Below are 25,812 nucleotides of genomic sequence, written 5' to 3' on the forward strand. Positions count from 1 at the left end.
GGTCGGTCAGGCCCTCGCAGTGATTCGATCAGGCCTCGTCGGTGTCCTCGGTGAGGTTGCGCGTACGGTTCACGTCGACCGGGATGCCCGGGCCCATGGTGGTGGACACGGTGATCTTGGTGATGTAGCGGCCCTTGGAGGAGGACGGCTTCAGACGCAGGATCTCGTCGAGCGCTGCGACATAGTTCTCCACCAGCTGCTGATCGGTGAAGGAGGCCTTGCCGATCATGTAGTGCAGGTTCGCCGCACGGTCGGTGCGGAACTCGATCTTGCCGCCCTTGATGTCGGACACGGCCTTGGCGGTGTCCATGGTGACGGTGCCGGTCTTGGGGTTCGGCATCAGGCCACGGGGGCCCAGCACGCGGCCCAGACGACCGACCTTGCCCATCAGGTTCGGCGTGGCCACGGCCGCGTCGAAGTCGGTCCAGCCGCCGGCGACCTTCTCGATCAGCTCGTCGTCGCCCACCTCGTCGGCGCCGGCCTCACGGGCGGCGTCGGCCTGGGGGCCGGTGGCGAACACGATCACGCGGGCCGTCTTACCGGTGCCGTGGGGCAGGTTGACGGTGCCGCGCACCATCTGGTCGGCCTTGCGCGGGTCCACGCCCAGACGCATCGCGACCTCGACCGAGGCGTCGAACTTCGACGGGCTGGTCTTCTGGGCCAGACGCAGGGCGTCCAGCGGCGAGTAGAGGCGGCCGTCCTCGATCTTGGCGGCGGCGTCCTTGTATGCCTTGCTGCGGAATGCCATGTCGTCAGTCCTCCACCGTGATGCCCATGGAACGAGCGGTGCCGGCGACGATCTTCGCCGCGGCCTCGATGTCGTTCGCGTTCAGATCAGGCATCTTGGTCTCCGCGATCTCGCGGACCTGTGCCTGGGTGATCTTGCCGACCTTGTCGGTGTGCGGCGTCGCGGAGCCCTTCTGCAGGCCCGCGGCCTTCTTGATCAGCTCGGCGGCCGGGGGGGTCTTGGTGATGAAAGTGAACGAGCGGTCCTCGTACACCGTGATCTCGACCGGCACAATGTTGCCGCGCATGTCGGCAGTGCGATCGTTGTAGGCCTTGACGAACTCCATCATGTTCACGCCGGCAGCGCCGAGCGCGGGACCCACGGGCGGCGCAGGGGTGGCCTGGCCGGCCTGGATCTGGAGCTTGATGATGCTCGCGATCTTCTTCTTGGGAGCCATTGCTCTTCCTTACTGTGTCGTGGTCCGGGCGGAGCTCATCAAGCGCTCCTCCCACAAACGGCCCCTGTCCCGCGAGGCGCGACGGGGGCCGGGTGCGACGCTACGGGAGCATCGCGCGGGCGTCGAGGGGGATCGGGAGTGATCTTCGTCGACGCCCGTCGATCAGATCTTGGCGACCTGATCGAAACCGAGCTCGACCGGGGTCTCCCGGCCGAAGATGGAGACCAGCACCTGGAGCTTCTGGCTCTCGGTGTGGATCTCGGAGATGGTGGCCGGCATGGTCTCGAAGGGACCGTCCATAACGGTGACGGACTCGCCCACCTCGAAGGCCGGCATCTTCTGCGCGGCGGCCTTGGCGGCCGAGGCGCTGCGCTTCTTCTCCGGCAGGCCCACGGAGGGGGCCAGCAGCGAGAAGATCTCGTCGAAGGTCAGCGGGGTGGGATCGGTGGCGTTGCCCACGAAGCCGGTCACACCGGGGGTGTCGCGCACCACTCGCCAGGACTCATCGGTCAGGTCCATGCGCACCAGCACGTAGCCGGGCACGCGCACCCGGCGCACGACCTTCTTCTGGCCGGCCTTGACCTCGGTGGCGTCCTCCATCGGGACCTCGACCTGGAAGATGTACTCCTCCATGTCCTGGGTCTCGATACGGGTGGTGAGCTGGGTCTTCACACGGTTCTCGTGGCCGGAGTAGGAGTGGACGACGTACCACTCGCCGAGGGAGGAGCGCAGCTCGCGCTTGAGGACCGCCAGCGGGTCCTCCTCCTCGGGCTCCTCGGACTCGGTGTCCGCTGCGGGGGTGTCCTCGTCGGCGGCGGCGTCGGCCTGCGCCTCGGGGTCGGCGACCTCGCCGGCCTCCAGAGCGTCCTCGGCGTCGGCGCTCACGCCGAGCCCCTCGCCATCGGGGTCGACGGCGTCGAAGGTGTCCAGGGTCTCGTCCACGGTCTGCTCGTCGACGTCTGCCTGCTCGGCATCGGCCGGTGCGTCATCGTCGGCGGGGGCGCTGCCCGCCTGCGGGGAGGACGAGAACGACAGGGTGTCGTCGATGTCGTCGTAGGAGTCCTCGCGCGGTGCGTTCGGGTCGCTCACCATCGTGAACCTGCCTTCCTGGCGGCTGTGGATCGGATCGGGCCTGGTCGCGGACCCGGTGGGGTCTCGACGCGAACTCAGAGCCCTGCGTCCGGGACCACGAACGCGATCCGGGACAGCCAGCTGGAGACGAAGTCGAGACCGAAGATGAAGAGGATCATCACGACGACGAACGCCAGGACCGTGATCGAGTAGACGATCAGCTCCTTGCGGGTCGGGACGACGACCTTCCTGAGCTCTGCGATGACCTGACGGACGAACAGACCGATCGCCAGGAACGGGTTGCTGGACCCGGTCCCCCGACCGTCGCCGCTCGCGGGCGTCGACGGTGCGTGCTGGCTGGAGTTCACGTCTGGACTGTCCGATCTCGTCGTGGTCATCCGCATCCTCCCGGGCGGACCCGGGCGGACGGGCAGGGTAGACAGGGCTCGAACCTGCAACCTGCGGTTTTGGAGACCGCTGCGCTACCAATTGCGCCACTACCCTTCGCGGGAGGGAGCCTCCCGCGCGGTCCGAGCAGCGCCGCGGCAATGCCGCGGCCGTCCGGGCCAGCGATCAGCATACAAGTCCCGGCCATCCGGTGCGAATCAGCCCGGGGCAGATCACACGGGCCGGCCCACCGGAACCCGGGGGGCGGTCCCCCAGGACGCATCCGGACGCAGTGGGCCGGGCCTCCTGACGAAAGGGCCCCGCCTCTGCCACGATGGGGGCGTGACCACCGACGACGATCGCACCCCCGCCCCTGCACGCGCCAGGATCTCGCAGCGCATCGGATCCATCGCCCCCTCCGCCACCCTGGCCGTAGACGCCACCGCGAAGGCCCTCAAGGCCGCCGGTCGGCCCGTGATCGGGTTCGGTGCCGGGGAGCCGGACTTCCCCACCCCCGCGCACATCGTGGACGCGGCACGCGAGGCCGTGAGTGATCCCGCGAACCACCGCTACTCCCCCACCGCGGGCCTCCCGGCGCTGCGCCAGGCAGTGGCCGACAGCGCCACCGCGATGGACGGCATCACGGTGGAGCCGTCCCAGGTGCTGATCACCAACGGCGGCAAACAGGCCGTGTACCAGGCGTTCGCGACCCTGCTGGACCCGGGCGACGAGGTGCTGCTGCCGGCCCCGTACTGGACCACCTACCCCGAGGCGATCCGCCTGGCCGGGGGCCGCGAGGTGCCGGTCCTGGCCGGTGCGGACCAGGGCTACCTGCCCACCCTGGCCCAGCTGGAGGCCGCCCGCACCGGGGCCACGCGCGCCATCCTGCTGTGCTCGCCTTCCAACCCCACCGGTGCGGTGATGAGCGCGGACCAGCTGCGCGAGATCGGGCAGTGGGCGCTCGAGCACGACCTGTGGGTGATCAGCGACGAGATCTACCAGCACCTCACCTACGACGACGTGCCGTTCACCTCCGTGCTCGGGGAGGTGCCGGAGCTGGCGGAGACCACGCTGGTACTGGGTGGGGTGGCCAAGACCTACGCCATGACCGGGTGGCGGGTGGGATGGATGATCGGTCCGAAGGACGTCATCGCCGCGGCCACGAACCTGCAGTCCCACCTCACCTCCAACGTCAACAACGTGGCCCAGCGCGCAGCGATCGCTGCCCTCACCGGGCCGATGGAGCCGATCCGGGAGATGCGCGAAGCGTTCGACCGCAGGCGCCGCCTGATGGTGGACAAGCTCTCCCAGGTGCCCGGCTTCACGGTGCCCACACCCACCGGGGCGTTCTACGCGTTCCCGGACGTCGCCGGGGCGCTGGGACGCGAGATCCGCGGCACCCGCGTGACCACCTCGGCGGAGCTCGCAGCGGTGATCCTGCAGGAGGCCGAGGTGGCTGCGGTGCCCGGCGAGGCCTTCGGTGCCCCCGGCCACCTGCGGTTCTCCTACGCCCTGAACGACGACAACCTGGTGGAGGGCATCGACCGGGTGATCGCCCTGCTCGACTCGTGACCGGCACCGCGGACATGCGCAGGCACCTGGGCGCGCCCGAGGACGCAGCGGGCAGCGGCGGCACAGGCCGGGACCTCGCGGCGCTGCCCAAGGCCCATCTGCACCTGCACTTCACGGGGTCGATGCGACCGCAGACCCTGTGGGAGCTGGCGGCCGAGCGCCGGATCCGCCTTCCGCGCTCCCTCACCGACGACGTGGCCCTGCAGGTGGAGCCCACCCATCGCGGCTGGTTCCGCTTCCAGCGGCAGTACGACGCCGCCCGCGCCGTGGTGGACTCCGAGCAGGCGATGCGGCGACTGATCCGGGAGGCCGCGGAGGACGATGCCGCCGAGGGCTCCGGCCGCCTCGAGCTGCAGGTGGACCCCACCAGCTACGCGCCGCACGTGGGAGGTCTCACCCCGGCGATCGAGATCGTGCTGGACGAGGCCGAGGCCACCGAGAACGAGACCGGAGTGAGCATCGGCATCATCATCGCCGCCTCCCGCACCCGGCACCCGCTGGATGCGCGCACCCTGGCCCGCCTCGCCGCGCGCCATGCGGACCGTGCCTCGGGCCGGGTGGTGGGCTTCGGCCTGTCCAACGACGAACGGCGCGGCGACACCCGGGACTTCGCCGCCGCCTTCCGCATCGCCAAGGACGCGGGGCTGCTGTCCGTCCCTCACGGCGGGGAGCTGCTGGGCCCCGACCACGTGCGCGAGGTGGTGGACTCGCTGGCCCCGGACCGTCTGGGCCACGGCGTGCGCGCCGCCCAGGACCCATGGCTGCTCGAGCAGATCGTCGAGCAGGGCATCGGACTGGAGGTGTGCCCCGCCTCGAACGCCTCTCTCGGTGTGTTCCAAGAGGCCACTGATGTGCCCCTGCGCACCCTGGTGGAGTCAGGCGCCCTGATCGCGCTCAGCGCGGACGACCCGCTGCTGTTCAACTCCCGGCTGCTGGACCAGTACGAGACGGCCCGCGCGATCGGCTTCACCGACGAGGAGCTGGCCCACCTGGCGGCGTCCTCGATCCGCCTCTCCAGCGCCCCCGAGGAGGTGCGCACGCGCCTGCTGGACGGGGTGCAGGGATGGCTGCGCACCCCACCGGAACCGGCCGGCTGACGGGGAGCCTGCCGAGCCGGGCCGAATGTGCCCCGCCCGGCAGATCAGGCCGGTCAGCAGTCCTGGCTGGCCAGCGATCCTGTCTGGTCAGCGGTCCTGGCCCGCGCCCTCGCTGGGCAGCGCCAGGAAGAACACCGGCTCGCCCAGGTCCTTCTCCTCGAAGGCGCGGGCGATGGCAGATGCCACGGCCTCGGCCTGGTCCGCCTCCACCAGGGCGATGGTGGAGCCGCCGAAGCCGCCGCCGGTCATGCGGGCGCCATGGGCACCGGCCGCACGCGCAGCGTCCACCGCCACGTCCAGTGCAGGCACGGTGACCTCGTAGTCATCCCGCAGTGAATCGTGCGAGGCGTTCAGCAGGGCACCCAGCTCGTCGAGGTGCTCGCGCACGGTGCCGCTCGCCAGCAGGCGGTCGAACTCCTCCACGCGGCGGATCTCAGTGACAACGTGCCGGGCGCGACGGCGCACCGTCTCATCATCGATGCGGCCCAGGGCCTCCTCGAGCTGCTCGAAGGGGACGTCGCGCAGAGTGGGCACGCCGATCAGCTCGGCCGCGCGCTCACTGTCGGAGCGGCGGGCCACGTACTCGCCGTCCACGTGGGAGTGCTCGGCGCGGGTGTCGGTGATCAGCAGTGCGAGCCCCTGGGAGGCCAGGTCCCACGGCACCGGGCGGGTGGAGAAGTCGCGGCAGTCCAGGAACAGCGCGTGGCCGGCGCGGGACAGCACCGAGGCGGACTGGTCCAGTCCCCCGGTGGACGCGCCCGCGAACTCGGTCTCCGCGGTGATCGCGGCCTTCACCCGCTGCAGCGGGGTGGTGCCCAGGCTCAGCAGGGATTCGATCGCCTCGGCGGTGGCGCACTCCAGGGCCGCGGAGCTGGACAGACCCGAACCCAGCGGCACGTGCCCGTCGATCAGCACGTCCATGCCCTGGGTGGTGGAGCCGGAGATGAACGAGCGCAGCGCCCACAGCACCCCGGCGACGTAGGCGGGCCAGCCGTCGACAGCGCCGGGGGTGAGGTCCTTCGCGTCGATGTCCAGCTCGACGTCGCTCTGCAGGGAGCGCAGGCGCACCCGGTCGGTGGGGGTGCGGGCCGCGGCGGCGAAGCAGCGGTGGGAGATCGCCATCGGCAGGCACAGGCCGTCCTGGTAGTCCACGTGCTCACCGATGATGTTGACACGCCCGGGTGCGGACCAGACCCCATCGGGGCTGTACCCGAAGGACTCCGCGAACGCCTCCTCCACCCGCTGGGCGGCCTCAGCCCGGTCAAGGGCGGCCGACAGCAGCGCCGTGGCATGCGTAGGGGTGTTCTGGCCAGGGGCAGGTGTGGTCATCAGGGTCCTTCCGTGACGGTCGCCGTCCCGGCAGGACCTGACGTCCCCGGGATCATCGCTTTGGCGGTGGGGAGTCTATAAGGCCCGCGGCCCCGTGCTCAGGGACGCACCGCGATGCAGGCCACCGAGGGCGCCTCGATCGGCGCTGCAGCCACGCTGAGCCGCTCCCCGTCCACACGGAGCAGGTCGATGCGATCCGCCTCCTGGGCGGCCACCAGCACCAGGTCCCCCCGCTGCGCGAAGTGGCGCGGGTGGGCGCCCACCTCGATCTCGTCGACGATGCTGGGGCGCATCGACACCAGCGACAGCAGGGAGAGGGTGTCGGGCCCGCGGTTGGCGACCAGCAGGTGCCCCTCGTCGGCGGTGAGCTCGAGATGCGACAGCTCGTTGGTCCCCTCGTGCCGGCTCGCCGGTTCCATGGAGCGCACGGCCCACCGGTACTCGGCACCGCGAGCGATGCGCGGCAGGGCGGGGTCGGCATCGTTCTGCTGACGCACGGCGGTGGCGATCATGCCGCTGCGCTCGCAGGAGATGTGCAGCTGCTCGGACTCGTGATCAGCAGCGAGGTGGCGCGGACCGCTGCCCCGGCGCAGCGGGATCTCACCGGCCAGATCGATCTGCCCGGTGCTGTCCTGCGCGTAGAGGAACACGCGGTCCAGACCCAGGTCCGGCACCGCCAGCAGCTCGGTGCCGGGCATCGGGACCACCTGATGGGGGTGGGGGTCCAGGCCGTCGGCGCGGTCGCCGTGGGAGTCGAAGTCGACGAGTTCCTGGGGGATCCCATCGGTATCGAGCTTCACGGTCTCCACCGTGCCGGAGCCGTAGTCGGCCACCACCAGGGTGCTGGCTCGGTGACCGAATGCCAGGTGGCAGGCACCCTCGCCCTGGAGGGCGAGGTCGGCGACGACCTCCGCCGAGGTGCCCTCCTGGCCCACGCGCAGGGCCACCAGGCGGCTGGGAGAGGTCTCCAGTACGGCGTACAGCAGGGAACCGTCTCGGCTCCACAGCAGGAAGGTCGGATTCTCCAGTTCGACGGAGGTCAGGTGCTCGACAGTGGGAGCGCCGTCCGGTTGCCCTGTGACCAGCCGCATCAGCTCCACCCCGGTGCCGCGGCCGCTGCCGCTGCGGGAGTACGCGCCGGTGGCGACGATCGCGTGGGTGCTCATCTGGTCTCCTCAGGGTCGGAGCGCCGCACCGGGGTGCTCTCGAGTTCCTCGAGGAGGCTCGGCGACAGCGCTGTCATCTCACCGGTCATCGTAGACGGCTCCAGCGGGACCGGACGGCCCTTTCGTCTCGACCTCCGCAGACCCAGTGACCTTCGTCGCCTGCGTTGCGTGGTGAACGGTGAGGAGATGACGGGCGTGTACGTGATCTGGCCACGAGGCAGTCGCGCGATCAAGCGGGAGAGCACCAACTGGCCCAGGATCGCGCCCGCAGCGATGGCCACGGCCACCTCGGCCGCCCCGAACAGCTCCACCGCACCCTCGGCGACGTCGCTGCCCAGCCCCAGCAGTCCGCGGAAGATGCGACTGCCGGGCACCATCGGGATCACCCCGGCCATCACGATCGCGAGCGACGGGGCCCGCAGCCGGTCACCGAGGACCACGGACACCGCGCCCACCAGGAAAGCGGTGATCGCGACCGCGTACACCCGGTCCAGGACCAGGCCGGAGAGCACGTGGGAGGTGACCGCGGAGCCCACGGCCACCAGGGCCGTCCATGCCAGGACGCGGGCCGGCACCTGCGTGCCCACTCCGTATCCCAGGCCCATCCCGGCGCCGGAGACCACCAGCACCAGTATCGAGGCCAGCGAGACCGGGAGGGAGGCGGTCACCGAGATATCGGCCCCGATCCGGTCGGCCAGCAACAGCCCTCCCCGCACACCGGCCACCACCCCCACGGTGAGCATGAGGGTCTCCAGGATGCGCGCGGAGGCGGTGATGTACCACCCGGTGACGGCGTCCTGCATGGCACCGAAGGATGTCAGCCCTGCGAGCTGCACGATGATGCAGGCCACCACCACGATGGAGGAGTTCACGGTGGGGTCGATCATGTCCACCACGACGGCGGTCATCACGCCCACCAGTCCACCGAGGACCTGCGAGTAGAACTGCGGGACCCGGCGCCGGGCCAGGTACTCCCCTGCCAGCGTGAGGATCCCCGCGGCGATGGTGGCGGCCATCATCACCAGCGGCTTGGCACCCAGGCTGAGGGCCGCGGCGCCGCCCATCACCGCGAACCCCGCAGTGACCAGGCCCAGGTGGTACGCGGGCTTGCCGCGCGGGATCTCCTCGGCCTGGCGGCGCGCCTCATCGAGGTCCAGGTCGCCCACGATGTACCGGTGGGTGATCTCCTCGAAGGCGGCGAGGCGGGAGAAGTCCTGCACCCGGGCGCCGGCAGAGCGCACCCTGGTGAAGGGAGCGGAGAGCTCATCGGGCAGGTAGGAGATGCTCACCTCGTCGAAGGTGACCTGCACGGAGACGTTGCGCAGTCCCGAGGAGCTGGTGACCCGCAGCACGGTGGCGGTGACGTCGGAGGCGGCGGCGCCGTTGGAGAGCAGGCCTTCACCGATCCTCATCGCGAGGTCGAACACAGCGTGCAGGCGCGCGGTATCGGTGGGCACGATCCTGATCGTGTCACACTGTCTCGCGTGTTCTCCAACGCACCGGACCCCCGCTCCCGACCGACTCCGTCACAGGCCCTGCAGTGGCTGCTGGACGGCAATGCGCGCTTCGCCTCGGGCAGGCCCCAGCGGCCCCACCAGGACGATGCCCATCGCCGCGCCCTGACCGGCGGCCAGCACCCCCACGCGGTGGTCCTGGCCTGCTCGGATTCCCGGGTGAGTGTGGAGATCCTGCTGGACCAGGGCTTCGGTGACCTGTTCGTGGTGCGCACTGCCGGTCACGTGCTGGACCGCTCGGTGGTGGCCTCGGTGGAGTTCGCGGTGGCGCAACTGGGGGTCTCCGTGGCCCTGGTGTTGGGACACGAGTCCTGCGGCGCTGTTGCGGCAGCCCAGCGGTACCTGGCAGGGGGCCATGAGCTGCCCGGCTCGATGCCTGCCCTGGTGGAGGGGGTGCGGGAGCACCTCGATCCCGAGGACCCCTCCCGGGATGCGGTGTCCCGGCACGTGCGCGGCACGATCTCCGAGCTGCTGGCAGGCTCCACCCTGGTGCGCGAAGCCGTCCAGGAGGACCTGCTCGCCGTGGCGGGCGGGGTGTACGGCCTGGCCGACGGGCGCATCACCCTGGTCGACCGCTGATCCGCACGCGCGCGGGGGGCTGATCGGACGGGGCACGAACAGCGAACCGTGGATTTTGGGGCTTATGAGCGCGAATACACCCCAAGATCGACGACTCGATATCGAACCCTGCCCCCACTCGGGCTCGGGAACTGGGCTCGGGCACGGCTCAGAGGTTCGGCGAGGTGGGAAGCACCGCGAGGCAGGCCCCGGGGCTCAGAGGTTCGGGGACGTGGCCAGCACCGCGAGACCGGCGGCGATGACCAGCATCACCGTGGCGTCCACGCCGCGGGAGCGCACGGCGAGCGCCCCGACCCTGCAGGTGGGCAGCACCAGTCGCAGCACGGCCAGGGTGGCCAGCAGCCCGGCCAGCAGTATCCCGGCCAGCGGTACCGCCCCGGTGGCACCGATCGCCACGATCACCACCAGCAGCACCAGGGCCACCGTGAGCACCGCCTGACGGCGGAAGGCCGCGCGCAGGGTGAACGGGGACGGTTCGGTGGTCACGGGGCCATGCTACGGGCCTGCGGGATACGCTGGACGGGGTCGGCAACGCCGTCGGCCGTCTCCCCACTCCGGTCCCACCGCAGCGACCGGGAACGCTCATCCCGGAGGATCCCCCCTGATGACCACTCCCCCCACCGCCACCCGTCCCGAGCACGACCTGCTGGGCGACCGCGACGTCCCGGCCGAGGCCTACTACGGCATCCAGACCCTGCGCGCACAGGAGAACTTCCACATCACCGGGGTGCCGCTGAGCCACTTCCCCAAGCTGATCGTGGCCCTGGCCCAGGTGAAGCGGGCCGCGGCCCGTGCGAACCGGCGACTGGACGCACTGGACGAGCGCCGGGCGGAAGCGATCGAGCAGGCCTGCGCCGAGATCGTGGACGGCGACCTGCACGAGCACTTCGTAGTGGACATGATCCAGGGCGGCGCCGGCACCAGCACCAACATGAACGCCAACGAGGTGATCGCCAACCGGGCCCTGGAGCTCCTGGGCCACCAGCGGGGCGACTACGAGCACCTGCACCCCAACAACCATGTGAACCTGGGGCAGTCCACCAACGACGTGTACCCCACTGCGGTGCGTCTGGCGATGCTGCTGAGCTTCCCGGCCCTGGCCGAGGCGATGGACCAGCTGATCGGGACCCTGCGCGACAAGGGCGAGGAGTTCTCCGAGATCCTGAAGATGGGCCGCACCCAGATGCAGGACGCAGTGCCGATGACCGTGGGCCAGGAGTTCCACGGCTGGGCCACCACCATCGCGGAGGACGTGGAGCGCCTGACCCGCACGGCCCGGCTGTTCCGGGAGGTCAACCTGGGGGCCACCGCGATCGGCACCGGCATCACCTCCGATCCCCGCTACGCACAGCTGGCGACCGCCGAGCTGTCCGAGCTGACGGGGATCCCCTTCACCGTCTCCGCTGATCTGGTGGAGGCCACCAGCGACACCGGCGCGTTCGTGACCTTCTCCGGGGTGCTGAAGCGCATCGCCGTGAAGATCTCGAAGATCTGCAACGATCTGCGTCTGCTGTCCTCCGGACCGCGGGCGGGCTTTGCGGAGCTGCGTCTGCCGGCGGTGCAGCCGGGCAGCTCGATCATGCCGGGCAAGGTGAACCCGGTGATCCCGGAGGTGGTGAACCAGGTGGCGTACGAGGTGATCGGCAACGACATGACAGTCACCTTCGCGGCCGAGGGCGGACAGCTGCAGCTGAACCCCTTCGAGCCGGTGATCTGCTTCAACATCCTGGAGTCCACTCGCATCATGACCCGGGCGATGACCACGCTCGCCGAGCGCTGCATCGCCGGCATCGAGGTGAACCGGGAGGTGGTGGACGGGTACGTGCGCCATTCCATCGGTGTGATCACCGCGCTGGTGCCGGTGATCGGGTACGCCGCCGCGACCGATGTGGCCAGCGAGGCACTGTCCACGGGGCGGCCGGTGGCTGACCTGGTGCTGGAGAGGGGCCTGCTCGACGAGCGGCGACTGGCGGGGCTGCTGTCCCCGGCCTCGATGACCCGGCCGGTGCGCCCCACGGCCACCGGCACCATCCCGGCGCTCACGGTCGAGGAGGAGCCCCCGGCTGCCGAGGAGCGGACCGCCGAGGACGAGGAGCGGACCCACGAGAGCTGACTGACTACTCGTCGGCCTCTTCCTGCTTGCCGCGCATCACGAGCTTCGGATCCGGCTCGCCCACCACGTCGTGGTCCTTGCCCTCGTACTCGAACTGGGACAGGAAGTACCGCATGGCGTTCAGCCGGGCGCGCTTCTTGTCGTTGGAGCGGATGATGGTCCACGGCGCGTACTTCTTGTCCGTGCGGCGGAACATCTCCAGCTTGGCCTCGGTGTACGCGTCCCAGCGGTCCAGGGACTCCAGGTCCATCGGGGACAGCTTCCAGCGGCGCACCGGGTCCAGCTGACGGATCGCGAAGCGGGTGCGCTGCTCCTTCTGGGACACGGAGAACCAGAACTTGGTGACGTGGATGCCGGAGTCCACCAGCATCCGCTCGAAGTACGGCACCTGGTTCATGAATGTCTCGTACTGCTCCGGGGAGGCGAAGCCCATCACCCGCTCCACACCGGCACGGTTGTACCAGGAGCGGTCGAACAGCACCATCTCACCGGCTGTGGGCAGGTGCTGGATATACCGCTGGAAGTACCACTGGCCGCGCTCGCGGTCACTGGGCTTGTTCAGCGCCACCACGCGGGCCGTGCGCGGGTTCAGGTGCTCGGTGAACCGCTTGATGGTGCCGCCCTTGCCGGCCGCGTCCCGCCCCTCGAAGATGATGATCGCCTTCTGATCGTTGTCCTCGAGCCAGTACTGGTACTTCAGCAGCTCCACCTGCAGGCGGTACTTCTCCAGCTCGTACTCGTCGCGGTCCATGCGCGTCTCGTACGGGTACCCCTCCTGCCAGGTGTACACCGGGTTGCCCTGGGGGTCGATGAGGTCAGGGTCCGGGGTGTGGCCGTCGGTGACGGAGTAGCCCTCGTCCCTCAGGTGCTCGATGTACTCGCGCAGGCTCTGGTTGTCGGGGATCTTCACCGATGGACTCCTTCGTTCACTCGCCGGGCTTCGGGTTCACTCTATTGCCCCGGGATGACAGTCGGCCGTGACTTCCGCGGCCCGGCGGCAGGAATGTCCTGCACCAGGAATGTCCGGCACCGGGCCGGCGGAGGCACGTTGAAGAGGGGTCAGTGCGCGAAGTGGCGGGTACCGGTGAGGTACAGCGTCACCCCGGCCGCGCGGCAGGCCTCGATGACCTCGCCGTCGCGGATGGAGCCGCCGGGCTGGACGATCGCCCGCACACCGGCGTCGATCAGGATCTGGGCGCCATCGGCGAAGGGGAAGAACGCGTCCGAGGCGGCGACCGCACCGCGGGCCCGCTCGGGGGCCTGCTCACCCTCGGCGTGCTCGCCGAGGGTGTTCGCTCGGGCCACGGCCAGGCGGCAGGAGTCCAGGCGGTTCACCTGGCCCATGCCGATGCCCACCGCGGCACCGTCCTTGGCCAGCAGGATCGCGTTGGACTTCGGGGCGCGCACGGCCCTCCAGGCGAAGGCGAGGTCGGCGAGGGTCGACTCGTCGGCCGCGTCCCCGGCTGCGAGGGTCCAGCTGCTGGGGTCATCGCCCTCGGCAGCGATCGCGTCGGCGTCCTGCACCAGGGTGCCGCCCCAGATGGTGCGGATCTCCACACCGCCGCGTGGCCTGTCGCCGACCTGGAGGATCCGCAGGTTCTTCTTGCTGCGCAGCAGCTCGAGCGCCTCGGGATCGTAGGCGGGGGCCAGGATCACCTCGGTGAACACCGGCTTGACCTGCTGGGCCATCGCGAGGGTGACGGGGCGGTTGGCGGCGATCACGCCGCCGTAGGCGGAGACGGGGTCAGTGCCGTGGGCGCGCTGGTGGGCCAGGGCGATGTCCTCGCCCTCCGCGGCCACGGCGATGCCACAGGGGTTGTTGTGCTTCATCACCACCACGCAGGGCTGGTCGTGGTCGTAGGCGGCGCGCAGGGCGGCGTCGGCGTCGACGTAGTTGTTGTAGCTCATGGCCTTGCCGCCGAGCTGCTCGGCGCCGGCCAGGCCCGGGTCCTCCTCGTCGACCACGGCAAGGCGGGCCCGCTGGTGGGGGTTCTCGCCGTAGCGCAGGGTGGTGGCGAAGCCCATGGTGGCGGCGTCCTCGTCGCTCATGTCCAGCAGGTAGGTGTCCGCGGCGCTCTCGTCGGCCTCGTCACCGGCGTCGCCCCGCGCGTCCTCGCCCTGCCAGTCGGAGTCCAGCGCGCCCATCATCCAGGCAGCGATCGCCTCGTCGTACCCGGCGGTGATCTCGAAGGCGGCAGCGGCCAGCTCCTGCCGCTCCCCGAGGGTGAAGCCACCGGCCACGGCAGCGCGGGCGGCCTCGGCGTAGTCCTCGGGCTCCACCACCACAGCCACCGAGGCGAAGTTCTTGGCCGCGCCGCGCACCATGGTGGGACCGCCCACGTCGATCTTCTCGATGATCTCCTGGAAGCTGCCGCCGGCGGCGACGGTCTCGGAGAAGGGGTAGAGGTTCACGACCACCAGGTCGAAGGGCTCGATGCCGTGCGCGTCCAGCTGCCCCAGATGGTCCTTCAGCCGCTGGTCGGCGAGGATTCCGCCGTGGATGCGGGGGTGGAGGGTCTTCACGCGGCCGTCGAGCATCTCGGGGAAGTCGGTGACCTGCTGGACATCGGTGACGGGGATCCCTGCCTCGCGCACGGTGGCGGCGGTAGAGCCAGTGGAGACGATCTCGCAGCCGTTCTCGGCCAGTGCACGGGCGAGATCCACGATGCCTGTCTTGTCGTAGACGGAGAGCAGGGCGCGGCGGAAGGGACGGCGGTCAGTGGTGGTCACGGTGACGTGCTCCTGTTCGGTTCGGTTCCTCGGGCGGGCACCCAGTTCCTCGGGTGGGCACCCAGGCGGTCGATGCCCACGAACGTCACTCCCCGGTGGTCGCCCACCTTCGCCAGTCGTGTGGTCTCACTGTATCGGGCGCGGCCGCGACGGCGCTGGGGCGGTGCAGCCCGGGTCGTTCGCCTTCAGCCGCGCGCGCTCAGGCGCTTCACCACGTCCACCAGCAGCGGCTGCTCGGCGGCCTTGATGCGCTCGTGGAGGGTGGCTTCGGTGTCGTCGTCGCGGACCTCGACGGGCACCTGGGCGAGGATCCGGCCGGTGTCCACGCCGGCATCGACCTCGATCACGCTGGCGCCGGTGATCTTCACCCCGTGGGCGAGGGCGTCCCGCACCCCGTGGGCGCCAGGGAAGGACGGCAGCAGAGCCGGGTGGGTGTTGATGATGCGACCCGGGTACGCCTCCAGCAGCGGCGCCCCGAGCAGCTTCATGAACCCGGCGAGCACCACCAGCTGCGGTCGGTGCTCGGCAACGGCATCGGCCAGGGCCTGGTCCCAGGCGGCGCGGTCCACGTGGTCGGCGAGGCGCACCACGGTGGTGGGGATCCCGGCCCGGCGGGCGTGGTCCAGACCGGGGGCGTCCTTGTCGGCGATCACGCCGACCACCTCGTAGGGGCAGTCGGTGTCGCGGCTCGCCTGCAGCAGTGCTGCGAGGGTGGAGCCGGTGCCGGAGATGAGGACGACGACAGGGGTGCGTGACACCTGGCCAGGGTAGTCCAGCTGCGTCGTGCCGCGATGACCGGGCCCACGGCCCGGGCAGGGCACAATGGATCCTGATGAGCAGCGAAGAGAAGAAGCCGAACGACGGCGCACGGGACGAGTCCACCTCCACCACCCGGCAGCGTCGACTGCTGGGTGCGCTCACGATCGCCCTGCTGGCGTCGTGGCTGCTGATGTCGGCTCCCCTGCCGTACTCGCTGCTGAGCGGTGTGGCGGGCCTGGTGGCGTTCGTCCTGCTGGTCCCGCTGATCATCACGGCGTTCCGCGAGGGCCGGCGCGGCATGGCGATCTTCTCGGCGGTGGTGGGGGTCCCCGCGACGCTGCTGATCGTGCTGGGGACCGTCACCTCGCTGCTGTTCTACGGCCCGACCGCGGAGCGCGAGGAGTGCGTGCGCACTGCGATCACCGAACGTGCGCAGTCGCAGTGCAAGCAGGACGCGCAGGAGTCGATGACCGACTGGGTCACCGGTCTGCTGGGCGGCTGACCTCGTCCTCGGGGATCTCGACAGGCTGCTCGGGGGCCTCGTCGGTCGACGCTCCGGTCTCCGCCACCTCCACGGTCTCCTCCGCCTCCACAGTCCCCGTATCCCCTACGGTCTCCACATCCTCCCCGGTCTCCGCATCCGCGGTGGCGCCCTGTGTCTGGACGGAGTCCTGTTCGGCGGTGGCGCCCTTCTCGGCCCGCTCCTTCTGCTCTGCGGTCTCGACCCGCTCACGCAGGGACGCCACGGAGGCACGCACCCACGGGATCAGGGGCGTGGCCATGATCGCCAGCACTGCGGCGGTGGCGCCGACGGTGAGCAGCAGCAGGGGAAGCAGGAGGGTCCCCATCCGGGGACCGAGGTGCAGCAGTCGACCGTCTCCGATGCCGCCGGTGGCCAGGCCCGCCAGCAGCAGGACGGCAACGGTGGTCACCAGCGGGTATGCCACCCAGGCGATGACCCGGTCGCGGCGTTGGAGGTGCCGGGTGTCCCGCACCAGTCGCACCGCCCCCAGCACCAGCGGGATCAGCGGCAGTGCCATCAGCAGGACCGCCCACCCCGGTGCCTCGCCGGGCTGCGGCAGGGCGGCGAGCATCGGCAGAGCGGGCATCACACCGCTCTCCACACCCGCGAGGGAGTACGCGGTGCCGGTCCCCATGGTGACGGTGCCGCCCAGCAGGATCACCAGCGCCCACACCATCAGCAGCGGCAGCAGGGCCAGCTGCAGCAGGACCAGGACGATGCCGCCCACGATGCCTGGACCGAGCTCGTCGAACAGCGCGCCCGCCGACCGGATGCCGAACAGCAGCTGCCCCGTGGCGGCGAGGGCACCCACGCCCACCAGCCCCGTCATCGCCAGCAGTACGGCGCGGGCCACGGCATCGAACGGCATCGGCAGCAGGTCCAGCACCCGCACCCCGGGGTGGGTGGCCGTGGGGCGGCGGGCCAGGGACCACAGCACGCCGGTGAGGCCGCCCACCAGCGCGACCAGGGCCCCGGAGATGACCGCGGGCACGATCATGGGGCTCGCATCACCGCTGCGCCCCAGCGCGGCCAGCACGCCGACACCGATCGCGTACACGACGGTGTAGGACCCCAGCGCACTGCCGGCGTCCCCCAGGGCGCGGGGGCGCAGTCCGGTCTCGACATCCACCAGCTCCAGCACGTGCCCCACCCGGCGCATGGCGATGGCGCAGACCAGCATCAGCAGGGCCATCAGCCCCAGAGGGGTGAGGGTCACGGTGCCGTCGATCACGCCGGTCGACAGGGTGATCCCCCCGCCGTGCCCCAGCACCAGCACGTTCAGGCCGATGAGGATGGCGTCCAGGGCGGTGGCGGAGGAACGGGTGCCTGCCACCTGGGCTGCGAGAGCGGGGATCACGGTGAGCGCGACCGCCGTGCCCAGCGTGATCACGGCAGCGAGCACTCCCCGCACCAGAGGGCTGGCGATACTCTGGCCACTGCTGTTCACGCACTGCTCCGTCCGGACGTCCGGGACCCGGCCCGGGGCGGGCCGAGAGGCACCCCGACGGGGCGCCCGGTCCATCGTCGCACCTGAAGCCGCCCCCTCCGCGCAATCGGGCTGTGACGCATAATGAGTCGCGATGCCTGCCCTCCCCTCCTCCCCCGCGCCCCTCGACGAACCGTCGGAACTGGTGGTGCGCACCCTGCGGATCGACGAGCCCGTCGATCTCCTCGCGCACATCCCGCCGGGCCTCAGCGGTGCCTGGCTGCGTCACGGGCAGGGTCTGGTGGCCGTGGGTACCGCGTGGTCGGTGCGGACGGCGGGTCCGCACCGTTTCTCCGCCGCCAGCGCTGCCTTCCAGCACCTGGCTGCACGCAGCCGTATCGACGACGAGGTGCGCACCCGGGCCAGCGGACTGATCGCCCTGGGCAGCTTCTCCTACGCCGACGCATCCGCCCGGCCCTCCACCCTGATGGTGCCGCGAGCGGTGCTGGGGGTGGAGGAGGGCGAGGCCTTCCTGACCGTCGTGGGTTCCGGGACGGAACCGGAGGTCCCCGCATCCTGGCGCGATCTGTTCCCCTCGACCCCCCGGGCGGCGGATCGGCCGGACCTGGACGTGGACCCCGAGCACACGCCCGAGCAGTACCGGGCGCTGGTGCGCGAGGCAGTCACCGCGATCCAGGGCGGACAGGCGCAGAAGGTGGTGCTCTCCGAGCTCACCACGGTGCGCTCGACCACCCCGATCGATGTCGCGCCACTGGTGGCGGGACTGGCCCGCGAGTACCCGAGCACCTGGGTGTACCACCTGGAGGACGTGGTGGGTGCGAGCCCGGAGATGCTCGCGCAGACGGAGGACGGCCGGGTGTTCTCCCGGGTGCTGGCCGGCACCCGGCCGGTCGCCGAGGGCGGCGAGCTGTCCGAGCAGGACCGACGCAGCTTCCGCGGTGATGCCAAGGAGCGCTCCGAGCATGCCTTCGCGGTGGACTCCGTGGTGGACCGCCTGGTGGACGTGGCGTTCGACGTGTCGGTGTCACCGGAGCCGTTCGTGCTGCGCCTGCCGGGGCTCGAGCACCTGGCCTCCGACGTCTCCGCAAGCCTGCTGCGCGGGGTGACCAGCCTGGATGTCGCGGCACGGCTGCATCCCTCGGCGGCGGTGTCCGGCACTCCTCGTGAGGAGGCCGATGAGATCATCGCGCGCCTGGAGCCCCGCGACCGTGGCGGCTACGCCTCCCCCGTGGGCTGGATGGACGCGAACGGGGACGGGCAGTGGGCGATCGCCCTGCGCATGGCGCACCTGGTGGACGAGCACACCGTGACCCTGCAGGCCGGGGGTGGTCTGGTCGCGGCCTCCGATCCGGTGTCGGAGCACGCCGAGGTGCTCGCCAAGAACCGACCGATGCTGCGCGCCCTGCGCGGCTAGGGCCGCTCCCCCAACGTGATGGTGATGGTGCGCTCCTCGTCGCAGCGCACCACGGTGAGCTCGTGCTCGGAGCCCACGGCCTGACCTCGCACCACGCCGGTGAGCGCTGCGGCACCACCGATGGTGACATCGTCGAAGGCAGTGACCAGATCACCCTCCCGCATGCCGGCCGCGGACGCGGGACTGTCCGATTCCACCCCCACCACCTCGGCACCGCGGTGGGTCACATCGCCGACGGTGCGGCTGCCGTCCCTCGTGGTCACCCCCACGAAGGCGTGGCGGACGGTGCCGTCGGCGCCGAGCTGCTCGGCGATCATGCGGGCGGTGTTGGAGGGGATCGCGAATCCCAGGCCGATGCTCCCGATGGAACGGTCCGTGCCGGGGATCGCAGCGATCGCGGTGTTGATGCCCACCACCCGGCCCTGAGCGTCGACCAGGGGCCCGCCGGAGTTGCCGGGGTTGATGGCGGCGTCGGTCTGGAGGGCGGAGGTGTAGGTGGCGTCGGAGCCGTCGTCCTCCTCGCCCTCGGTGGTGACCGGTCGGTCCACAGCCGAGACGATGCCGGTGGTGACGGTGTTCTCCAGGCCCAGTGGCGTGCCCACGGCCATCACCGGGTCCCCCACCTCCACCAGCTCCGAGTCACCGAAGGCGGCCGGCTGGAGGGTCGAGGGCGGCGCCTCGAGCCGGATCACCGCCAGGTCGGTGCTGGGGTCGGCGCCCACCACGCCCGCGGTGTAGGTGAGCCCGTCCGCGAGGGTGACGTTGACCTGCTGGGCACCGGCGACCACGTGGTTGTTGGTGAGGATCGAGCCGTCGACGGCGAGCACCACACCGGTCCCCTGGCTGGTCCCGGTCGAGGTGCGCACCCCGATGGCGACGGCACTGGGGGCCACCTGCTCGGCGACCTCGCTCCAGTCCGCCAGAGGGGTGGTGCTGGAGGCGGGCTCGGCATCGGTCCCACCGGTCGACGGCTCGGGGGACTCCTCCTGAGTGGGGGCGGCAGTGAGGGGCTCGATGATCTGGTCATAGGCGATCACACCGCCCAGAGTGGCGCCGCTGGAGAGCAGCATCCCGGTCAGCACCAGACCGCTCACACCGCCCCACCCGGGGCCTCGCCGTGCGGGCTGCGAGGGCGGGCGCGGTGGTGCCGACGGGGCCGTGGTCGACTGCGCGGTGTCTTGAGCGGGTGCCAGCGGCGTGCTCGGACCGGTCGGGGAGCCGAAGGGCTCCCACGGGTGCGGGGTCTGCTCCGGGTGGTCCTGCATGGGCATCATTCGATCACCTCCGTCGGCGGGATCGGTGGCCGTCCGCTGGGGAGTTCCTGGACGACCAGTACCCGGATCCCTGCCGGGGCGCTGCGCAGCGCGGGGCCGAGGTCATCGGTGCCCAGCACCGCGGCGTCGGCGCCCAGGGCGCGGGCGGCAGCGGCGATGTCCGCGCCGTGGGGGGTGGTGAAGAAGCGGCGCAGCAGCGCGGCAGGGGCGGCGGCGTGCTCGAGGCCGCCGAAGATGCGGCCGCCACCGTCGTCGACCACCACCACGTCGAGGTCCGGCCGCGGCTCCTCCGGCCCGATGATCAGCCCAGTGAGGTCGTGGAGGGCGGTGAGGTCACCGACCAGCAAGCGCACCCGCCCCGGGGCGTCCTTCCGTGCCAGGGCGATCCCGGTGGCCACTGCGGTGGTGCCGTCGATGCCGGCCAGGCCGCGGTTGGCGATCACGCGTCCGCGGGTCCCGCCCGCGTACTGCTCCAGGTCCCTCACCAGCGAGGAGGAACCCAGGACCAGGACGTCGTCCTCCTCGGTGGCGTCCCACACGGCCAGGGCCGCTGCGACCTGCCAGTCCAGGGGGCGGGCGGCATCGGACCGCGCGGCGCTGCGCCATGCCTGCACCCTGGTGCGGCGCTGGGCGAGCTCCTCGCTCCCGGCCGGGTCCTCCCCGACGGCGGCCGGGACCACCAGGGAGGCCCGGCCGGCGGCATCGGGCCAGTCGGCGGTGGGGTCCACCACGACCACCTCCACGTCCTCGGCCCCCAGCAATGATCCGAGCACGGGCCGGGAGAGCGTGGGGTGGCCGAAGACGACGGCCCGGTCCGGGCGCAGCGGGTGCTCGGGATCGGCCATGACCGTGCGCAGCAGGGCGGGGTATCCAGGCACCAGCATGTCGCCGTCGCGGCAGCCGGAGCTGGGCTCGGCCAGCAGGGGCAGCCGGTGCCGTTCGGCGAAGCTGCGAGCAGCCGGACCGGCGCTGTCCCCGGCCACGACCACGGTGCGCTCGGAGACGGGGACCGGGTGCGGCCGGGGTGAACTGGGACGGGGATGGCGGGTCAGGATGATCGGGGGCGCCTCGGCGACAAGGTCCCCGGCGGTGGCCTGCACCTCATCGGGGGCCGGGACCAGTGGGTCGCGGAAGCCGAGGTTCAGGTGCACCGGCCCGGGATGGGCACCGGTGGCGGCGGCGACCGCGCGGGCGATGGTGGTCACAGCGGTGCGCAGCTCGACGGGGGTCGCCTGCTCGGCGGTCGGTGCCGGCAGGTCGGCCTCGAAGCGCACGAACTCGCGGTACAGGCCCACCTGGTGGGTGGTCTGGTTGGCGCCGGTGCCGCGCAGTTCGGCGGGCCTGTCGGCGGTGAGCACGATCAGCGGCACCCGGGAGTGGTGGACCTCCATCACCGCCGCCAGCAGGTGGGCGGTGGCGGTCCCGGAGGTGGTGGCCACGGCCGCGGGGTGGGCGGGGTCGTGGCGCGAGATCCCGAGCGCGGTGAAGGCAGCGGCCCGTTCGTCGATCCGCACGTGGGGGCGGATCAGCCCGCGGACCTGCTCGTCGGCGAGGGCGTACACCAGGGGCGCCGATCGTGAGCCGGGGGCGATGACCGCCTCGCGCACCCCGAGCATCCCGAGGGCGCGCCACAGCACCACTGCCTCGTCCACCGCTCCCGAGCCGGTGGGCACAGGCGGGCTGACGTGGCTGGTCCCGGTGCTGTCCTCGGCCTCACGCATGGTGCAAGCGTAGGCCGGTCACAGCTGGGCAGCGCACTCCTGGAGGCGGATCTCCCACCTCTCGGCGAGCTGCGCGGGGGCGGCGTGGCGCTCCAGCAGCTCCTCGGTGGGGACCGGGCGCTGGGCGGCGATCATGCCTGCCGAGGCGTGCAGGGGCCGGTCCACCACGTCGCCGGTGAGCAGGGCGGCGGTGGCCAGACCGCAGGCGTGCGGGAGCTCGGGCAGCGCGGCCGCCAGCGCCAGACCGGCGCTGAGGCCCACACTGCTCTCCAGGGCGGAGGAGACGACCACCGGCAGGCCGGCCTGATCGGCCAGTTCCAGGCAGCGGCTCACCCCGCCCAGGGGCTGCACCTTCATCACCAGCACGTCCGCAGCCTCTGCACGGGCCACCCGCAGGGGGTCCTCGGCGCGGCGCACCGATTCGTCGGCCGCGATCGGCACGTCCAGGGCACGGCGCAGGGCTGCGAGGTCCTCGATGCTCGCACAGGGCTGTTCGGCGTACTCCAGGCCCCCGGCGGCGCGCTCCAGCACCGGCAGTGCGGCCAGCGCCTCCTCCAGGGTCCAGGCGGCGTTGGCGTCGATGCGGATACGTGCGCCGGGCCCCAAGGCCTCGCGCACGGCGGCGAGCCGCTCGGCGTCCTGATCGAGGTCGGAGCCGGGATCGGCCACCTTGACCTTCGCGGTGCTCGCCCCGCCCACCCGGGCGATGCGGGCGGCGAGGGCGGGCGCCACCACGGGCACGGTGACGTTGACGGGGATCTCGCTGCGCACCGCGGCCGGCCGCGGCTGTGTGGCATCGGCGAGCGCGGCGCGCAGCCAGGCAGCGGACTCGACCGGGTCGTAGTCCCAGAACGGGGAGAACTCCGCCCATCCCTCGGGGCCGCGCAGCAGGATGCCGTCACGTTCGGTGAGACCGCGGAATCGGGTGGTCATCGGGATCGACCAGGCCACGGCCCGGTCGATGCCCCGCTCACGAAGGGGTGTGGGGATGCGCATGGCGTCGAGGGTATCGGGCAGCGAGGATCGGGTAGGACTGATCAGGAAGAATGGAGTGATGGCCCCGGAACCTCGTACACCGTCCCCGCCCCCGTGCACCCTGCGCGCTGTGCGCCCGGCTGATGCCGAGGCGGTGCTCGCGGCGTTCACCGCGAACCCCGACATGGCGCGCCAGGGCGAGGTGGGGACCCTCGACCAGGCCCGCACCTATGTGGAGTGGCTGCTCGGTGAGAAGCGCCGGGCCGTCGCCGTCGCGGGCCCCGACGACACGATGATCGGCCTGGTCGCGGTCAGCATCGAGGAGGACAACAAGGTCGGCTGGTTCTTCTACTGGATGCACACCGATGCCCGCGGGCGAGGCCTGGCGGCGCGTGCGGCGGCGACGGTGGCCGACCGCGCGCTCAGCCGTTCCGATCAGGGCGGGTGGGGTCTGGACCGCCTGGAGCTGGGCCACCGGGCGAACAACCCGGCCTCCGGTGCCGTGGCCCGAGCCGCCGGGTTCGTGCACGAGGGGACCGAACGCCAGAAGTTCCTGATCGACGGCGAGCGCCACGACGTGCTCACCTACGGACGCCTGCGCACCGATCCGCCGCCTGCCACGCCGCACCTGCCGCGAGGGTGACGCCTGCCACAGGGCCATCGGTCCCGTTGCGCAGCACCGGCCAGGTGCTACTGTCCTGCCTGAACGACAGTTCGCAGGATTGTTACTCCTCGGAGGCAAGACCTGAGATGCACCCCGGTGCGTCTCGGGTCTTTTTTGTTGCCTGGATGCGGGGAGCCGAGCACGAGGACAGGATCCATGGCACAGAACCAGACGCGCACCGCCGCGCAGGAGATCGTCGATGGGGTGGGCGGCGCCGGCAACATCGAGAGCCTCACCCACTGCGCGACCCGCCTCCGTTTCCAGCTCCACGACGGCGACAAGGTCGACCAGGGGCGCATCGAGGCGGTCCCCGAGGTGATGGGGGCGGTCCCCCAGACCGGCGACCGCTTCCAGGTGGTCATCGGGGGCGCCGTCGCCTCCATGTACAACGACATCCTCGCCCTGCCCTCGATGGGTGCGGAGACGGCGAAGACCGACGCCCAGGTGAAGGACGAGATCCGCTCGAAGTCCCGTGGCCGGTTCTCCTTCGTGGACAACTTCTTCGAGTACCTCTCGGACAGCTTCCGCCCCCTGCTGGGCGTGCTGCTGGGGGCATCCCTGATCATCGCCGGCGCCGCGGTGCTGGACGCCCTGGGATACGTGGACTTTCGTGCGGCCGACAAGTCCTCCAGCTGGGTGTTCGTCGACGCCATGTGGCGCTCGGTGCTGTACTTCCTGCCGCTGATGGTCGCCTACAACGCGGCCCTCAAGCTGAACATCGACCCGTGGCTCGGGGCCACCGTGATGGCGGCGGTGATGACGCCGAACTTCACGGGCCTGCTCAACGGCGAGGTGCCGGGCGTGACCTGCACCCTGAATGAGACGCTGCAGACCCAGCAGTGCGTGGCCGAGGTGTTCGGCCTGCCGATGCAGCTGAACGACTACGGCGGCCAGGTGTTCGTGCCGCTGATCATGGTGGCGCTGCTGGCCCCGCTGTACCGGGCACTGCAGCGAATCTTCCCGCAGAACGTGCATATGGTGTTCGTGCCGTTCTTCTCGATGCTGATCATGATCCCGGTGACCGCGTTCCTGATCGGCCCCCTGGGCGTGTGGCTGGGCAACGGGCTCGGTGAGGGGCTGGCGTGGCTGAACGGCAACGCCCCGATCGTGTTCGCGATCCTGATCCCGCTGCTGTACCCGTTCCTGGTGCCGCTGGGCCTGCACTGGCCGCTGAACGCCCTGATGCTGGTGAACATCCAGACCCTGGGCTACGACTTCATCCAGGGCCCGATGGGTGCCTGGAACTTCGCCTGCTTCGGCGCGACCGCCGGCGTGCTGCTGCTGTCGATCCGTCACCGTGAGCGGGACATGCGCCAGACGGCCACCGGCGCCCTGGCGGCGGGCCTGTTCGGCGGCATCTCGGAGCCGTCCCTGTACGGCATCCACCTGCGGTTCCGTCGCATCTACCCGCGGATGCTGGTGGGCTGCCTCGTGGGCGGTCTGATCATCGGCCTGATGGGCGGGGTCAACGCGAACGCCTTCGCCTTCACCTCGGTGCTGACCATCCCGATCTTCTCCCCGATCCTCACCTACGTCATCGCGATCACCGCCGCGTTCCTCACCGCGATGACCCTGGTGTACCTCTCGGACTACCGAACCCCCGAGCAGCGCCGCGAGGCCAACGCCGCCCGTGACGCCATCGAGACCGGCAACCGCGCAGCCACCGCTCCCGTGGGGACCGAGCAGCCCGCCGAGGCCCACGCCGAGGAGCGGATCCCTGCCGCTGTCGGTGCAGTGGGCACGGGCACTGCTCCTGCTACCGGCACTGAGGCGGCCGCGACCGGTGCGTCTCTGCCGCCGTCCGGGGCCACCTCCCTCGGTGCCCCCGTCGCAGGGCGCGTGCTGTCCTTGGACGACGTACCGGACCCGGTGTTCTCCTCCCGCGCCCTCGGCGAGGGCGTGGGCATCGACCCCACGGACGACCGGGTGATCGCACCGGTGGCCGGGGAGCTGATCACGGTGGCCGGCACCGGGCACGCCTTCGGCATCCGCAGCGCCGACGGCATCGAGGTGCTGGTGCACGTGGGCATCGACACCGTGAAGATGAACGGGGCCGGGTTCACCGTGGAGGTCGAGGCCGGCCAGATGGTCGAGGCCGGGCAGCTGCTGGCACGGGTGGATCTCGACGCGGTCCGGCAGGCCGGGTTCTCGCCCATTACGCTGATGACCGTCACCAACACCGCGTCCCTCGGCGCAGTGAGGCCGCAGCTGTCCGAGGACGAGGTGCCCGCCGGGACCCCGGTGGTCACCGTCGAGCGCTGATCGGCCACGCCATCGCGCAAGGACCGCACGA

23 protein-coding genes, 1 tRNA gene and 1 riboswitch are annotated in these 25,812 nt (G+C 71.1%); of the genes, 8 read left to right on the top strand and 16 right to left on the bottom strand.

Annotated features, from left to right (window positions below; all coding sequences use genetic code 11):
• Nucleotides 1-28: 28 nt before the first annotated feature.
• The 5 genes from rplA to JOD52_RS12490 all read right to left on the bottom strand — a co-directional run bounded on the left by rplA (nt 29) and on the right by JOD52_RS12490 (nt 2,759).
• Nucleotides 29-748, bottom strand: a complete 720-nt coding sequence (gene rplA / locus JOD52_RS12470) for a 50S ribosomal protein L1 (protein WP_204410288.1) — start codon at nt 746-748, stop codon at nt 29-31.
• 4 nt (nt 749-752) lie between these two features.
• Complete coding sequence (rplK, locus tag JOD52_RS12475; protein ID WP_017824502.1) at nt 753-1,184, bottom strand: 50S ribosomal protein L11; 432 nt, start codon at nt 1,182-1,184, stop codon at nt 753-755.
• A gap of 162 nt (nt 1,185-1,346) precedes the next feature.
• On the bottom strand, nt 1,347-2,273 hold the full coding sequence (nusG, locus tag JOD52_RS12480; protein WP_204410290.1) for a transcription termination/antitermination protein NusG: 927 nt from the start codon (nt 2,271-2,273) through the stop codon (nt 1,347-1,349).
• 77 nt (nt 2,274-2,350) lie between these two features.
• Nucleotides 2,351-2,623, bottom strand: coding sequence for a preprotein translocase subunit SecE (secE, locus tag JOD52_RS12485; protein ID WP_017824500.1), 273 nt, complete (start codon nt 2,621-2,623; stop codon nt 2,351-2,353).
• Nucleotides 2,624-2,686: 63 nt separating this feature from the next.
• Nucleotides 2,687-2,759, bottom strand: a tRNA-Trp gene (locus JOD52_RS12490).
• A gap of 225 nt (nt 2,760-2,984) precedes the next feature.
• Here JOD52_RS12490 and JOD52_RS12495 point away from each other — a divergent pair.
• Together JOD52_RS12495 and JOD52_RS12500 are read left to right on the top strand one after the other, a co-directional pair.
• Nucleotides 2,985-4,214: an aminotransferase class I/II-fold pyridoxal phosphate-dependent enzyme gene (locus tag JOD52_RS12495; RefSeq protein WP_204410293.1), complete on the top strand. Its 1,230-nt coding sequence runs from the start codon at nt 2,985-2,987 to the stop codon at nt 4,212-4,214.
• 14 nt (nt 4,215-4,228) lie between these two features.
• Nucleotides 4,229-5,311, top strand: coding sequence for an adenosine deaminase (locus JOD52_RS12500; protein ID WP_204411692.1), 1,083 nt, complete (start codon nt 4,229-4,231; stop codon nt 5,309-5,311).
• A gap of 87 nt (nt 5,312-5,398) precedes the next feature.
• On the opposite strand, the gene galK is transcribed toward JOD52_RS12500, so the two are convergent.
• The 3 genes from galK to JOD52_RS12515 form a co-directional block, all read right to left on the bottom strand.
• Nucleotides 5,399-6,640, bottom strand: coding sequence for a galactokinase (galK, locus tag JOD52_RS12505; protein WP_204410295.1), 1,242 nt, complete (start codon nt 6,638-6,640; stop codon nt 5,399-5,401).
• Nucleotides 6,641-6,738: 98 nt separating this feature from the next.
• Entirely contained in the window at nt 6,739-7,806 is a 1,068-nt protein-coding gene (locus JOD52_RS12510; RefSeq protein WP_017824496.1) for a lactonase family protein, read from the bottom strand.
• The gene (locus JOD52_RS12515) at nt 7,803-9,263 is read right to left on the bottom strand and encodes a threonine/serine exporter family protein (protein WP_204410296.1); all 1,461 of its coding nucleotides are present in this window, start codon (nt 9,261-9,263) and stop codon (nt 7,803-7,805) included. The genes JOD52_RS12510 and JOD52_RS12515 overlap by 4 nt, the downstream gene beginning before the upstream one ends.
• A 27-nt stretch (nt 9,264-9,290) precedes the next feature.
• Here JOD52_RS12515 and JOD52_RS12520 point away from each other — a divergent pair, with 27 nt between their 5' ends.
• Nucleotides 9,291-9,899 carry a carbonic anhydrase gene (locus JOD52_RS12520; protein ID WP_017824494.1) on the top strand — a complete coding sequence of 203 codons (609 nt, stop codon included), beginning with the start codon at nt 9,291-9,293 and terminating at the stop codon, nt 9,897-9,899.
• 195 nt (nt 9,900-10,094) lie between these two features.
• Here the strand turns inward: JOD52_RS12520 and JOD52_RS12525 are convergent, their stop codons facing one another.
• A complete protein-coding gene (locus JOD52_RS12525) occupies nt 10,095-10,385 on the bottom strand; it encodes a DUF3017 domain-containing protein (RefSeq protein WP_204410298.1) in 291 nt (96 codons plus the stop codon).
• Between the two features lie 118 nt (nt 10,386-10,503).
• Here JOD52_RS12525 and JOD52_RS12530 point away from each other — a divergent pair, with 118 nt between their 5' ends.
• A complete protein-coding gene (locus JOD52_RS12530; RefSeq protein ID WP_204410300.1) occupies nt 10,504-12,012 on the top strand; it encodes an aspartate ammonia-lyase in 1,509 nt (502 codons plus the stop codon).
• A 4-nt stretch (nt 12,013-12,016) separates the two neighbouring features.
• Here JOD52_RS12530 and ppk2 read toward each other — a convergent pair whose 3' ends face one another.
• The 3 genes from ppk2 to purN all read right to left on the bottom strand — a co-directional run bounded on the left by ppk2 (nt 12,017) and on the right by purN (nt 15,500).
• Nucleotides 12,017-12,922, bottom strand: coding sequence for a polyphosphate kinase 2 (ppk2, locus tag JOD52_RS12535; protein ID WP_017824490.1), 906 nt, complete (start codon nt 12,920-12,922; stop codon nt 12,017-12,019).
• 149 nt (nt 12,923-13,071) lie between these two features.
• Nucleotides 13,072-14,742 (bottom strand): bifunctional phosphoribosylaminoimidazolecarboxamide formyltransferase/IMP cyclohydrolase, encoded by a 1,671-nt coding sequence (gene purH / locus JOD52_RS12540; protein WP_204410302.1) that lies wholly within the window; start codon nt 14,740-14,742, stop codon nt 13,072-13,074.
• 52 nt (nt 14,743-14,794) lie between these two features.
• Nucleotides 14,795-14,872: riboswitch (ZMP/ZTP riboswitch) on the bottom strand.
• Between the two features lie 55 nt (nt 14,873-14,927).
• Nucleotides 14,928-15,500 (bottom strand): phosphoribosylglycinamide formyltransferase, encoded by a 573-nt coding sequence (gene purN / locus JOD52_RS12545; RefSeq protein WP_204410305.1) that lies wholly within the window; start codon nt 15,498-15,500, stop codon nt 14,928-14,930.
• Nucleotides 15,501-15,574: 74 nt separating this feature from the next.
• Here purN and JOD52_RS12550 point away from each other — a divergent pair, with 74 nt between their 5' ends.
• Nucleotides 15,575-16,003 (top strand): hypothetical protein, encoded by a 429-nt coding sequence (locus tag JOD52_RS12550; RefSeq protein ID WP_017824487.1) that lies wholly within the window; start codon nt 15,575-15,577, stop codon nt 16,001-16,003.
• Here the strand turns inward: JOD52_RS12550 and JOD52_RS12555 are convergent.
• Nucleotides 15,981-17,471 carry a cell division protein PerM gene (locus JOD52_RS12555; protein WP_031307388.1) on the bottom strand — a complete coding sequence of 497 codons (1,491 nt, stop codon included), beginning with the start codon at nt 17,469-17,471 and terminating at the stop codon, nt 15,981-15,983. The two genes, JOD52_RS12550 and JOD52_RS12555, sit on opposite strands and share 23 nt — an antisense overlap.
• 133 nt (nt 17,472-17,604) lie before the next feature.
• Between JOD52_RS12555 and JOD52_RS12560 the strand changes: the two genes are divergently transcribed.
• Nucleotides 17,605-18,885 (top strand): isochorismate synthase, encoded by a 1,281-nt coding sequence (locus JOD52_RS12560; protein WP_204410307.1) that lies wholly within the window; start codon nt 17,605-17,607, stop codon nt 18,883-18,885.
• On the opposite strand, the gene JOD52_RS12565 is transcribed toward JOD52_RS12560, so the two are convergent.
• Genes JOD52_RS12565 through JOD52_RS12575 form a run of 3 tightly spaced genes read right to left on the bottom strand, consistent with a single transcriptional unit; the run spans nt 18,882 to nt 22,876 of the window.
• Complete coding sequence (locus JOD52_RS12565; protein WP_204410308.1) at nt 18,882-20,159, bottom strand: S1C family serine protease; 1,278 nt, start codon at nt 20,157-20,159, stop codon at nt 18,882-18,884. The two genes, JOD52_RS12560 and JOD52_RS12565, sit on opposite strands and share 4 nt — an antisense overlap.
• On the bottom strand, nt 20,156-21,880 hold the full coding sequence (gene menD / locus JOD52_RS12570) for a 2-succinyl-5-enolpyruvyl-6-hydroxy-3-cyclohexene-1-carboxylic-acid synthase (protein ID WP_239551893.1): 1,725 nt from the start codon (nt 21,878-21,880) through the stop codon (nt 20,156-20,158). Before menD ends, JOD52_RS12565 begins: the two co-directional genes overlap by 4 nt.
• Before the next feature lie 18 nt (nt 21,881-21,898).
• The gene (locus tag JOD52_RS12575; RefSeq protein WP_204410311.1) at nt 21,899-22,876 is read right to left on the bottom strand and encodes an o-succinylbenzoate synthase; all 978 of its coding nucleotides are present in this window, start codon (nt 22,874-22,876) and stop codon (nt 21,899-21,901) included.
• Nucleotides 22,877-22,985: 109 nt separating this feature from the next.
• On the opposite strand from JOD52_RS12575, the gene JOD52_RS12580 reads away from it, so the two are divergent.
• Both JOD52_RS12580 and JOD52_RS12585 read left to right on the top strand, forming a co-directional pair.
• The gene (locus JOD52_RS12580; RefSeq protein WP_259849103.1) at nt 22,986-23,498 is read left to right on the top strand and encodes a GNAT family N-acetyltransferase; all 513 of its coding nucleotides are present in this window, start codon (nt 22,986-22,988) and stop codon (nt 23,496-23,498) included.
• Between the two features lie 177 nt (nt 23,499-23,675).
• Nucleotides 23,676-25,781 (top strand): glucose PTS transporter subunit IIA, encoded by a 2,106-nt coding sequence (locus JOD52_RS12585; RefSeq protein WP_204410316.1) that lies wholly within the window; start codon nt 23,676-23,678, stop codon nt 25,779-25,781.
• The last annotated feature ends 31 nt before the right edge of the window (nt 25,782-25,812 follow it).

The sequence above is a fragment of the Brachybacterium muris genome, from assembly GCF_016907455.1.
Lineage (GTDB): Bacteria > Actinomycetota > Actinomycetes > Actinomycetales > Dermabacteraceae > Brachybacterium > Brachybacterium muris.

Coding starts and splice junctions, on each gene's coding strand:
- rplA (WP_204410288.1), bottom strand. CDS start 748: ATGGCATTCCGCAGCAAGGCATACAAGGACGCCGCCGCCAAGATCGAG.
- rplK (WP_017824502.1), bottom strand. CDS start 1,184: ATGGCTCCCAAGAAGAAGATCGCGAGCATCATCAAGCTCCAGATCCAG.
- JOD52_RS12500 (WP_204411692.1), top strand. CDS start 4,229: ATGCGCAGGCACCTGGGCGCGCCCGAGGACGCAGCGGGCAGCGGCGGC.
- galK (WP_204410295.1), bottom strand. CDS start 6,640: ATGACCACACCTGCCCCTGGCCAGAACACCCCTACGCATGCCACGGCG.
- JOD52_RS12510 (WP_017824496.1), bottom strand. CDS start 7,806: ATGAGCACCCACGCGATCGTCGCCACCGGCGCGTACTCCCGCAGCGGC.
- JOD52_RS12530 (WP_204410300.1), top strand. CDS start 10,504: ATGACCACTCCCCCCACCGCCACCCGTCCCGAGCACGACCTGCTGGGC.
- JOD52_RS12550 (WP_017824487.1), top strand. CDS start 15,575: ATGAGCAGCGAAGAGAAGAAGCCGAACGACGGCGCACGGGACGAGTCC.
- JOD52_RS12560 (WP_204410307.1), top strand. CDS start 17,605: ATGCCTGCCCTCCCCTCCTCCCCCGCGCCCCTCGACGAACCGTCGGAA.
- JOD52_RS12565 (WP_204410308.1), bottom strand. CDS start 20,159: ATGATGCCCATGCAGGACCACCCGGAGCAGACCCCGCACCCGTGGGAG.
- menD (WP_239551893.1), bottom strand. CDS start 21,880: ATGCGTGAGGCCGAGGACAGCACCGGGACCAGCCACGTCAGCCCGCCT.
- JOD52_RS12575 (WP_204410311.1), bottom strand. CDS start 22,876: ATGCGCATCCCCACACCCCTTCGTGAGCGGGGCATCGACCGGGCCGTG.
- JOD52_RS12585 (WP_204410316.1), top strand. CDS start 23,676: ATGGCACAGAACCAGACGCGCACCGCCGCGCAGGAGATCGTCGATGGG.